This window comes from Shewanella sp. ECSMB14101, assembly GCF_000773485.1.
Lineage (GTDB): Bacteria > Pseudomonadota > Gammaproteobacteria > Enterobacterales > Shewanellaceae > Shewanella > Shewanella marisflavi.
On record NZ_JSFF01000027.1, the window covers coordinates 46,580 to 56,714 of the forward strand.

At 52.9% G+C, this 10,135-nt stretch carries 11 protein-coding genes; 6 read left to right on the plus strand and 5 right to left on the minus strand.

The features are described from left to right. Positions 1-136 precede the first annotated feature (136 nt). The 4 genes from NY07_RS16615 to NY07_RS16630 all read right to left on the minus strand — a co-directional run bounded on the left by NY07_RS16615 (position 137) and on the right by NY07_RS16630 (position 4,559). Entirely contained in the window at positions 137-1,933 is a 1,797-nt protein-coding gene (locus NY07_RS16615; RefSeq protein WP_033540495.1) for an AMP-dependent synthetase/ligase, read from the minus strand. Between the two features lie 126 nt (positions 1,934-2,059). Beyond that, positions 2,060-3,322 carry a hypothetical protein gene (locus NY07_RS16620; protein WP_052125853.1) on the minus strand — a complete coding sequence of 421 codons (1,263 nt, stop codon included), beginning with the start codon at positions 3,320-3,322 and terminating at the stop codon, positions 2,060-2,062. Then, on the minus strand, positions 3,319-4,164 hold the full coding sequence (locus tag NY07_RS16625; RefSeq protein WP_033540496.1) for an ABC transporter ATP-binding protein: 846 nt from the start codon (positions 4,162-4,164) through the stop codon (positions 3,319-3,321). Before NY07_RS16625 ends, NY07_RS16620 begins: the two co-directional genes overlap by 4 nt. Before the next feature lie 14 nt (positions 4,165-4,178). After that, a complete protein-coding gene (locus tag NY07_RS16630; protein WP_033540486.1) occupies positions 4,179-4,559 on the minus strand; it encodes a GntR family transcriptional regulator in 381 nt (126 codons plus the stop codon). 91 nt (positions 4,560-4,650) lie between these two features. Here NY07_RS16630 and NY07_RS16635 point away from each other — a divergent pair, with 91 nt between their 5' ends. The 5 genes from NY07_RS16635 to NY07_RS16655 are packed head-to-tail and all read left to right on the plus strand — an operon-like array spanning position 4,651 to position 8,728. After that, complete coding sequence (locus NY07_RS16635; protein WP_373681762.1) at positions 4,651-6,228, plus strand: alpha/beta hydrolase; 1,578 nt, start codon at positions 4,651-4,653, stop codon at positions 6,226-6,228. Then, positions 6,221-6,955, plus strand: coding sequence for an ABC transporter ATP-binding protein (locus NY07_RS16640; RefSeq protein WP_033540487.1), 735 nt, complete (start codon positions 6,221-6,223; stop codon positions 6,953-6,955). The genes NY07_RS16635 and NY07_RS16640 overlap by 8 nt, the downstream gene beginning before the upstream one ends. Further along, on the plus strand, positions 6,955-8,088 hold the full coding sequence (locus NY07_RS16645; protein ID WP_033540498.1) for an ABC transporter permease: 1,134 nt from the start codon (positions 6,955-6,957) through the stop codon (positions 8,086-8,088). Before NY07_RS16640 ends, NY07_RS16645 begins: the two co-directional genes overlap by 1 nt. 44 nt (positions 8,089-8,132) lie before the next feature. Then, positions 8,133-8,381: a hypothetical protein gene (locus tag NY07_RS16650; RefSeq protein WP_033540488.1), complete on the plus strand. Its 249-nt coding sequence runs from the start codon at positions 8,133-8,135 to the stop codon at positions 8,379-8,381. Positions 8,382-8,428: 47 nt separating this feature from the next. Continuing rightward, a complete protein-coding gene (locus tag NY07_RS16655; RefSeq protein ID WP_033540489.1) occupies positions 8,429-8,728 on the plus strand; it encodes a hypothetical protein in 300 nt (99 codons plus the stop codon). A 66-nt stretch (positions 8,729-8,794) separates the two neighbouring features. Here the strand turns inward: NY07_RS16655 and NY07_RS16660 are convergent, their stop codons facing one another. After that, positions 8,795-9,802, minus strand: coding sequence for a GlxA family transcriptional regulator (locus NY07_RS16660; protein ID WP_033540490.1), 1,008 nt, complete (start codon positions 9,800-9,802; stop codon positions 8,795-8,797). A 118-nt stretch (positions 9,803-9,920) separates the two neighbouring features. Between NY07_RS16660 and NY07_RS16665 the strand changes: the two genes are divergently transcribed. Beyond that, positions 9,921-10,100: a hypothetical protein gene (locus NY07_RS16665; protein ID WP_033540491.1), complete on the plus strand. Its 180-nt coding sequence runs from the start codon at positions 9,921-9,923 to the stop codon at positions 10,098-10,100. Positions 10,101-10,135: the final 35 nt, after the last annotated feature.

Genomic DNA, 10,135 nt, shown 5'->3' on the forward strand with positions numbered 1-10,135 from the left:
GGCATTCCTAAGGTTAAGTCGTTATTTTTATGGCAGAGACGTTAACCGAGAAGCCAGGGGGATGCAATATGGACTTTTGGACAATTGGACGTTTAGCTTAAGGGCGCCGCATTGTGAGACGCCCTTTATATCACTGTTATTTAACGTACATGGCGTTAATTTCAGTGGCGTATTTGTGATAGATCATCTTACGTCTTAACTTCATGGTCGGCGTTAATAGCCCGGCCTCCATCGAAAAAGCCTCGGGCAGCAGAGTAAACTTCTTGATCTTCTCAAAGCCCGCCAACTCTTGTTGCAGATGTTTGAGGCGCTGCTCGAAATGCTCTACCACATGGGAGTGACGCAGTAATTCCATCGGCGACTCGTAATGCAGCCCCTTCTCTTTAGCCCAAGCCTCCAACGACTCGAAAGCCGGAACAATCAAGGCGGTCACATAATTTTTCGCATCGGCGATCACCGCCACCTGCTCGATAAAGGGGCAGCAACCCACCTTACCTTCGACCCGCTGCGGCGCAATATATTTGCCGTTTGAGGTCTTCATTAACTCTTTGATTCTGTCGGTAATAAACAGGTTACCCTGTTCATCAATATGGCCAGCATCGCCAGTCTTCAACCAGCCATCTTCGAAAGTGTCGGCCGTCTCCTGAGGACGGTTATAATAACCGCGCATCACGGTATCGCCGCGTACTAAGATCTCGTTGTCTTTACCCAGCTTGATCTCTACCTCTGGCAGCGTCTTACCGTTAGAACCGGCGACTCTGTTATCCAAAGTGTTACAGGTCACTGTCGCAGTGGTTTCCGTCATGCCGTAGCCACAGAGCACAGGAATATCGATGGCATGGAAGAAGCTCGCGACATTTTGATCCAGAGCCGCACCGCCGCAAGGCATAAACTTAAGCCTGCCACCCAGCACCTGTTGCAGCTTGCTGTAAACCAGCTTATGGGCCAGCTTCCACTGCGCCTTAAGCCACCAAGACGCCTTAGCACGGCCTTGGCTAACCTCAAACTGGCGCTGACCTACGGCCATCGCCCAGGCAAATAATTTCTTACGGGTATCGGGTGCCTTGCTCACCTTATCCTGCACCGCGCTATACACCTTCTCCAGGAAGCGTGGCACCACACAAAGGGTGTGCGGGCGAATATCGACAATCGCTTCTTTGACTGCCATGGGGTCCTTAAGATAGACATTATGTCCACCCCGGCAGAGCACATAGAAGCTCCAACCGCGCTCAAATACATGACTCAATGGCAGAAAGGCCAGCGACACATCGCCAGGCGTGAAAGGCAAAATGGTATCGTGTTGACGGATCACCGAGGCAATATTGCGATAATCCAGCATCACCCCTTTAGGGTCGCCCGTGGTGCCTGAGGTATAGATTAGGGTTAACAGATCATCCAAATCCTGCTTTGCCAAACGCTGGGCCAACTCGGCCTCAACCTCAGCGGTATAGGTTTGACTCAGTAACTGATCAAAATGAACAGCTGTTTCCGCTTCACTCAGTTCAACTTCAGAGTCGAACACCACGACTTGAGTCAGACTTGGACACAGGGCCACTAATTCACAGGCCATGCGATATTGCTCAGCATCACCAACAAAGATCAGCTTGGCCTGAGCATCATCGACAATATAACGCGCCTGTTCCAGGGTACTGGTGGGATAAACGGGCACGACAACCGCCTTGGCCTTAAGGGCCCCCACATCGGCACAAGTCCACTGTGGACAGTTTTGTGACAGTATCACTACCTTATCTTGAGCAGCAAAGCCAAAACGGATCAGTGCCTTAGCAACTTGATCGCCAATCTCATCGAATCGGCGCCAGCTAACCTTCTGCCAAGGCGCGGATAAGCCATAACCTTCTAATGCAATGGCATCACCACGTTGTTGGCTCTGCGCCTGCATCAGGCTTATCGGATGATACTGTTGAAGCGACATAATTATTTGACCCATTTAGCGTACACTTGTACCTGTTTTGCGGCATTTTACTGCAACGGCGGCCAAAAAATAAGAGTTTTTGCTCCAATAATGTTAATTAGAGCACAAAGCAGACCAGAGATGAGATCAGACGAGATGGTCTCGCCACAGCTTTTGCTTGCCCCACCAAAGCGTTAGCAGAGAAAAGGCAACCAGGCCCAAATCTATCGCTAGCCAAGCCGTAAGATCCCGCCCCTCACGCGCAGCCAGCAGGGCGGTCGACAGCCAGATCGCATGGCAGATCACCACTAACAAACTGAGAGAGATATGCATGGCATTGCGGGATGCGCAGCCTAGCCCCAGCAAGATGGCACATACGCTAAAGGTGCTTAAGACCAGGTGACACCAGATGATCAGGGTCACACTGTCGCTCAGCCAATAAGCGAAACTTGCCAAGAGCGCCATGGTGAGAGTGATATAACTCAGTAAACGATACTGCCCTCTGGCAAAGGCCTCTACCATCCCCTGCTTACCGTCAAATCCCGGCAGTATGTACAGGGTTTCAGCCGCTCGCCAGCGCTGAATACGGCTCCAATGCACCAAAGAACAGGCTACCGCGCTGAACTGCCCCATGATGAAAAGGACCGGCAGCTCTATGCCCGCAACCACATTCACTAAACTCATCACTAGCGCCAGGCTTGGTAGCAGCACCAGCAACATGGAGAGCATAGGGCCGGTAAAGAAGTTCACAGGATGGAGCCATCTGTCCAGCCGCATCATCAAGTTATTGGAACCTAGGTTCGGCAGCCAAAACCAGCCCATCTCCAAGCCATTAAGATAGACAGAGCGGGCCTCAAGGTGCCAGACCACACGCTGCAGATCGCAGCGAATAAGATAGATAAAACCTATGATGGCCACTGGCAGACACCATAAGCTCAGGCTTGGCAGCATGGCGGTGATTTCGGGTAAGAAGGGCAGTAATAAAAACAGGCCAAAAGAGAAATAGAAACTCTTGATGTGCAATCGGCAGACATAAACAAAGACAACCCCTGCAAGAGTTGCCACCCCTACCTGGGCAATGGCGCCCTCAATAGGCAAGAGCAGCGCCGCAGTGAGCGAGATTAGGCTGGCAACGCCGCCGACCATCAGAGCTTGCCACTGAATGTTATCAGCATAACCCGGCACTAGGCTGGCCCATTCGGTGGCCGACAAACGGTTGAGTTGCCAGGCGATCGCCGCGCAGGTCGACACCTGTATCATCCCCAGCATAACGGGCATAGCGGCATATTTTTCCGCCACGGCCATCACCAGCAACATCACTAGCGCGAGTAAGCCTGTGCCAAGAAAACTGGCGCTGCCTACATCAAATAACCAGAAACGCCCCATGCCGCGCAGAACCTTAGGCATCATCTGTGTAACTCCATAAAGAGTTGTTCCAGATTCATCGGCGTCACCGTGTCGAAACAAGCGGCCATTGAGGGCTCATAGTGATCCACCAGCAGCTTATCCTGCTGACGGTTAAGCACCACTAGCCCGTCGGGCAACACTTGCCCCGGCTTAAGGCTCACCAACTGGACACTCTCCCTCAGGGCATCGATCTCTTTGAAGAGCACCAACTTGCCTTTACGCATCAGGGCCACATGGCTGGCAACCCGCTCGAGATCTGAGGTGATGTGGGAGGAAAACAAGACAGCTGAGCCAGCATCTAAAGCCAACTCAAACAGATCTGACATAAACTCGCGTCTGGCGATAGGATCCAGGCTGGCGACTGGCTCGTCAAGGATCAAGAGTTTCGGACGATAAGCCATGGCCATGATCAGCGCCAGCGACTGACGCTGGCCCACCGAGAGGCGCTGCACCTGTTGCTGCCCATCGAGATCGAATCGGGCCAGCCACTCCTGCTCCAAAGACGTATCCCAACTAGGGTAGAAACTGCGATGCAGTGTGAGGGCTCTCTCGACGCTAAAGCCTTCATAACCAAAAGGCTGCTGCGGCACATAGCCGATAAGCTCCTTCTGGGCAGAACTCAGATTTTCGCTGGAACCACCCAAGATCGCTATTCGCCCCTGCGTCACGTTTAGTATGCCTAAGGCGCAACGCATCAGGGTCGACTTACCGGCGCCGTTTTGCCCCAGTAGGCCCACCACCATGCCAGGATAGAGGGCCATAGACAGCTCATCTATGGCTAACTTGTCGTCGAATGCCTTGCTGATCTCATGAAAGGCCAATATAGCTTGATTGCTCTCTTGCATCTGCATCTGTTCCTTTATTGCGCTTGCTGCCATGCCTTGGCAATGATGGTGTTGAGTTCATCCAGGCTAACGCCGAGTTGTTTAGCCTGAGCGATAAGTGAATTGACTTGAGGCGTCATCAAATCAACGCTGGAGGTGCCTTGGCTATCGCCACGTTGTGCCACCCTGGTCGGCTGACCACGACGACGCTCCAACCAGCCCTGTTCCACCAGCTGCTGAATGGCGCGAGAAACCGTCATTGGGTTAACCGTCAAATGCTCGGCAATCTGCCGCACCGAAGGCAATACCTCCAAGGGCTGCAACTGGCCGCCCACAATCAAGCGCACAATCTGATCGCTTAACTGTCGGTAGATGGGGTCACCATTACTGGGGTTGACACTAAGTAAATCTAGCATTAGTCTTTATTCACTGTATTAATACATTGATACACCGATACAGTATTAAACTAACATAGATACGATAAATTTCAACTAAGGAATCGGTATCATGCTTCAAGGAAAGGTAAAATTGATGGTCAATAGGCGCCCCCACATGCAGCGGGTCTTGGCGCTACTACTGCCCATTTGCATGGCAATACTCTTGCTGTCTCAACCCACTTGGGCCAACCCAAAAGAAGAAGGCAAGACTGAGGCTTGCTATGTCGATGGTCTATCAGATCGTCTGCGTTGCGGCGTTATTACAGTGCCTGAAAACTATGACGCCCCCCAGGGAAAACAGATACAGATCCACTATCTGGTCCTGCCCGCCATCAAGCCCAGCTTTGAAAAAGAAGCCCTGCTAGCCATCGCAGGCGGTCCTGGCCAGTCGGCCATAGATAACGCCGCCAGCTTCGACAAGATCTTTACTAAGGTGCGCCAGCAGCGCGATATTCTGCTGATCGATCAGCGCGGCACAGGTCTTTCAAACCCACTGACCTGCGACGGAGAGGGTTTCGAAGGCGGCCTGGCCTTTAATGAAGAGCAACTGGATATCGCCGCCGAGACCAAGGCCTGCCTTGATAAGCTTGACGCCGATGTCAGCCAATATGGCAGTGAAACCGCCCTCAAAGATTTCGAGGCGGTCAGACAAGCCCTTGGCTACCAAAAACTGCACCTGTATGGCATCTCTTACGGCACTCGCATGGCCCAGCTCTATATGCGCCACCATCCAGAGGCCTTGGCCACCGTCACCTTAGATGGTGTGGTTCCCATGCAGCAAAGTGTTATTAATATTGGCGATGCCATCACCCGCGCCATAGATCTGCTGCTAAAAGATTGCCAAAACAACGACCTGTGTCATCAACAATTCCCGAAACTTGGTGAAGAACTCGCCCAGGTTGAAACCCTGCTTAGCCAAGGTGCGGCGATCAGCCAGACACGCGACCCGCTAACCAATGCGCCCACTCAACTCGTGATGACCAAGGGCAAATTTATGGGCGCCATCCGCATGGCTCTCTACATGCCTAATGTCAGGGCACTACTGCCCCATGCCATCCATCAGGCGGCCCAGGGCAATTATCAGGCAATCACCGGACTTTACGCCCTTACCGTCAACAGCACAGGCATTGCAGCCGGCATGCACTCGGCCGTGGTTTGTGGCGAAGATTGGCACCGCTTTAGCGAGGCGGAGCGCGAGCGCTTAACACAGAGCTACTTCGGTAAAGAGATGATCAAGGCATTCGATCTCTCCTGCCCTATCTGGCAGATCCCACCTGTTAGCCTTGATTTTGCAGACCCCATTGCCAGTAACCTCCCCACCTTATTGTTATCTGGCGAGATAGATCCCGCGACACCACCGAGCTGGGGCGAGCTGGCAACTGCAAAGCTGACCAATGCCAAACACTTCGTTGCCCCCTATGCCACCCATGGTGTGGCTTATCAGTCTTGCGCCAACACCCTTATCGCAGAACTGATCGGCAGCGGCAGTGTTGATGGACTCTCGCCAACCTGTTTAAACAATGATGTCAGTCGTAACTTCTACCTCAATGCCAACACGGTAGAAGCCATCCCGCAGGACACACTCAGCCAGAGCATCAGCCAGGCCAAGCTTAGTGACGACCAGCAGCAAGGAGTGCAACATGATTAAGGTATCGAATTTATCTAAGCGCATCGGCGAAGTGCAGGCGCTGAACGATCTGAGCTTCGAGGCCCTGGACGGCCAGATCACCGGCTTGCTGGGCCCCAATGGCGCAGGCAAGACCACCTGTCTACGCACCGTCTTTGGTCTGCTTAAGCCAGATCAAGGGATCGCCGAAATCGACGGCATAGATGTGGCCAAACAGCCTGTTGCCGCCAAGCAGCAGCTGGGACTGTTTCCCGATCCCTTCGGCCTGTATGAGCGCCTGACGCCCAGAGAGTACATTCGCTACTTTGCCGAGCTCAATGGTCTCTCCCGCGATCAGGCCAAGGCCGCCTCGGCCAAGGTGCTGGGCAAACTACATATGAATGATATTGCCGATCGCAAATGCAAGGGCTTCTCTCAGGGGCAGCGTATGAAGACGGCACTAGCCCAGGCGATTGTGCATGAGCCCACCAATATCATACTCGACGAACCGACTCGCGGTTTGGACGTGATGAGCACCCGGGTACTGCGGGACCTGCTCAAAGATCTTAAAGAAGCTGGGCACTGTGTACTCTTCTCCAGCCATGTGATGCAGGAAGTTGCCGCCCTATGTGATCGGGTGATCGTCATGGCCGAGGGACGAGTGGTCGCCGTTGGCAGCCCCCAAGAGCTCTGCCAACAGACAGGTAAGGACTCACTGGAAGATGCCTTTATCCAGCTAATCGGTACCGACGAGGGAATCGCAGCATGATCAGTTCAATTATTACTATGGTCAGAAAAGAGCTGACCGATGCCGCCAGAGACAAACGCTCTGTCATGGCCGGACTCTATTACGCCATCGGCGCGCCGCTGATGATGTGTGGCATGTTTATGATCCTCATTGGCCAGATCACCAGCCCAGAGGCGCTCAACATCACCATCACCCATGGTGAGCGTGCTCCGGATCTGGTGAAATATCTCGCCAGCAACGAGATCAGCCAAGGCGAAGAGAGCGACCGCAAAGAGATAGAACTCGTCATCAGCCCTGACTACGCCGCCAACATGGCCAAGAGCCAGGCAGCCGAGATAGTGCTGATCGCCGACAACTCCAACGAGAAGCTGCAGTCATCGATTCGCCGTCTGGAAAAGGCTCTGCAACAATATAGTGCCGAGATGGGCAGCTTGCGACTGATCGCCCGCGGCATCGACCCTAAGGTGATGCAGCCCATCAAAGTTAAGGTGGAAGATCAGGCCACCTCTGATTCCAAGGGCGGAATGATCTTGGGCATCGCCATCTTCATGATGGTCTATGCGGTGTTTATCTCGGGCATGAACCTGGCCATCGACACCAGCGCCGGCGAGCGCGAGCGCAACTCCCTAGCGCTGCTGCTCAGCCACCCGGTATCGACCCGCGACATCGTAGTGGCCAAGGTGGCGGCAGTTACTATTTTTGCCATGTTGGGGCTTATCCTCACCCTAGTGATCTCTAAAATCGCCTACGGCTTCGTGCCTTGGCAGGAGCTGGGCTTCTCGGTCAACATCAATGTCGACTTCATCCTCTTGATGCTGGCCATTGGCCTGCCCATCGCCCTGATGGCGGCGGCGCTGCAGCTGTTTGTCTCCTTTATGGCCAAGTCATTCAAGGAGGCGCAGTCCTATCTCACCATAGTGCTGATCGTCCCCATGATGCTGTCGATGGCGGCGAGCTACAACATAGCGCCAGACACACTACAGTGGCTGCCGATCTCGGGTCAGATGCAGGCTCTGATCGCCTTCATCAAGGGCAAGGAGATCCCCATGCTGCAGCTGGCGCTCTCCAGCGCGATCACCTTTATCATCGCCCTGGCTCTGGCCTTTGGTATGGAACGCTCACTCAAGAGTGAAAAAATCGTCTTCGGACTCTAACCCCTACGGGCCTCCCAAGGAGGCCCAAACATGAGGAACCTGCTATGGATAAGCAACAAGTCGTCATGATCATCATGTTGGTGCTCGTGGCCGCAACCACCTTAAGCGAAATGTACAAGTACTACTTAAAACAGCAAAAGCGTAAGCAAGTGTCTGATAACAATGATGAGGTACTCAGGCTCAAGCAACACAATGAACAGCTGGAGCAAAGAGTCAGAGTGCTGGAACGCATCGTCACCGACAACGACTACCAATTGAAGCAGGAGTTTGAGACGCTCAGCCGCAATGCTTGAAGGCTTAAGCTTTTTCTCTTGTACCAGAGACCACCTATGGTTTTATAATGGCTAAATACGATAAATCGCTCAAAAAACACAAGGTACAAGAGGATATGACCATTTCATCAGCTGTTAAACGCACATTCGTTGGCCTACTAGCCCTTGTTGGACTGTCGGGCTGCGCCAACGCATTGTGCGGCGCCCAGACAGATCACGCCACCAACCCGCTGCAGCGAGAAAACACCCGCCTTGAATGTGAGCGCCAAGTAATGAACGCCATAGACGAAAAAGAGCGCCAAGAGCAAAAAGAAAATGACGCTCTATTCAAGGCCCACATGGAAAAGCACACTAAGACCTCAAAGTAACGCTTGGACCTGCTCTGGCTCGACTCAAGCTCAGCCTCGGCGTTTGCCACAAACCAAGCCAGTCCGCTAGCAACAAGTGTGAGTGTTAAATTTTTGCCTATAGGCCCTCGGCGAGAGGCTGGTCAACTGAATGAACAGCTTTCGAAAGGAGCTGACATCTTCATAACCCACTCGGGCGACGATCTGCTCTAGCGCCAACTCAGTGGTTTCCAACAAGCGTTTAGCCTCATCAACCCTCAGCCGCTGCATATAGCTGGCGGGGGTCTCATTAAGCGCCCGCTTAAAGCGGCGGATCAGAGTGCGCTTACCCACGGCAAACTTAGTGGCTACCTCATCGAGTAACCAATTTTGATTTAAGTTAGCCTGCATCCACTGCTGAATATTTCTGACCAACTCATCCTGGTGATGCTCGGGGGTGATTGCCATGGTCATAAAGGGTTGCTGTGAACAGCGATTAGGATCGATCAGCAATATTTTAGCCATCTGCTGCGCCAACGACTCGCCCGCCAGCAGCCCAACCAAATGCAAGGCTAGGCTTAAATTTGAGGTGGTCGCCCCCGCCGTATGAAACTGACCGTCAGATACCACCAAGGAGTCCATGCAGAGTTTAACCCGCGCAAAATTACGCTCAAACATCTGTGACAACCACCAAACCGTTGTGGCTCGCCGGTTATCCAGCAGCCCTGAGGTCGCCAACATCAGCGTACCTGAACAATAGGCGGCGATAGGCTTACCCGTTTGTGCATAGGCTCTCAGAGGGGATAACAGGGGCAAAAAATCTTGCTGATATTGGTTAAATTCCACCTTGTTGGTCACAAAGGCAGACGCCAGCACCACGGCATCGGCAGTTTGTAGCTGGCTATCGTCGGTCAAGCCCATGGCCGCCAATTGGAAGCCTTGATTGGTGGTGATCGCCTTGCCATCGCCGGAGACGATATGGCAATGAAACAGGTCTTGAGTCGCATCAGGATTGAGCCTGCGATACAGGGCATTGGTAAAGCTAAATACATCAATCAGCCCCACTATGCCGCCGGCCACCACATTGCCCGCCGCCAGTATCATGATTGTCTTCATCCCTTCTCCCTCACCTAACAACTTGTCACTTATCACCCTTATTTTGTCAATAATGACACTTCTAGCCTGTTTGTCGAGTTTTTATACTGACCACATAGCAAAAAGAAGGAGTAAGCAGATGAACACACGGACACTACACCTGATCCTAAGCCTGGGTTACCTGGGCATAAGCTGGACCCTGCTGCTATGGCTGCACTTTACCACCCAGCCCAACCTGTTCGGCCATTTTATTGCCATCCCAAGCCTGTTGTTATTTAGCGCCTTTAGCGCGCACCAGATCATCCGCAAGGGGCTATAAACGGGCAATAAAAAAGGTTCATCGCGGATAAGCGG

What these genes read in the sequence shown, in the direction of transcription:
- NY07_RS16615 (WP_033540495.1), bottom strand. Translation starts at nt 1,933, where the DNA reads ATGTCGCTTCAACAGTATCATCCGATAAGCCTGATGCAGGCGCAGAGC.
- NY07_RS16620 (WP_052125853.1), bottom strand. Translation starts at nt 3,322, where the DNA reads ATGATGCCTAAGGTTCTGCGCGGCATGGGGCGTTTCTGGTTATTTGAT.
- NY07_RS16625 (WP_033540496.1), bottom strand. Translation starts at nt 4,164, where the DNA reads ATGCAAGAGAGCAATCAAGCTATATTGGCCTTTCATGAGATCAGCAAG.
- NY07_RS16630 (WP_033540486.1), bottom strand. Translation starts at nt 4,559, where the DNA reads ATGCTAGATTTACTTAGTGTCAACCCCAGTAATGGTGACCCCATCTAC.
- NY07_RS16635 (WP_373681762.1), top strand. Translation starts at nt 4,651, where the DNA reads ATGCTTCAAGGAAAGGTAAAATTGATGGTCAATAGGCGCCCCCACATG.
- NY07_RS16640 (WP_033540487.1), top strand. Translation starts at nt 6,221, where the DNA reads ATGATTAAGGTATCGAATTTATCTAAGCGCATCGGCGAAGTGCAGGCG.
- NY07_RS16650 (WP_033540488.1), top strand. Translation starts at nt 8,133, where the DNA reads ATGGATAAGCAACAAGTCGTCATGATCATCATGTTGGTGCTCGTGGCC.
- NY07_RS16655 (WP_033540489.1), top strand. Translation starts at nt 8,429, where the DNA reads ATGGCTAAATACGATAAATCGCTCAAAAAACACAAGGTACAAGAGGAT.
- NY07_RS16660 (WP_033540490.1), bottom strand. Translation starts at nt 9,802, where the DNA reads ATGAAGACAATCATGATACTGGCGGCGGGCAATGTGGTGGCCGGCGGC.
- NY07_RS16665 (WP_033540491.1), top strand. Translation starts at nt 9,921, where the DNA reads ATGAACACACGGACACTACACCTGATCCTAAGCCTGGGTTACCTGGGC.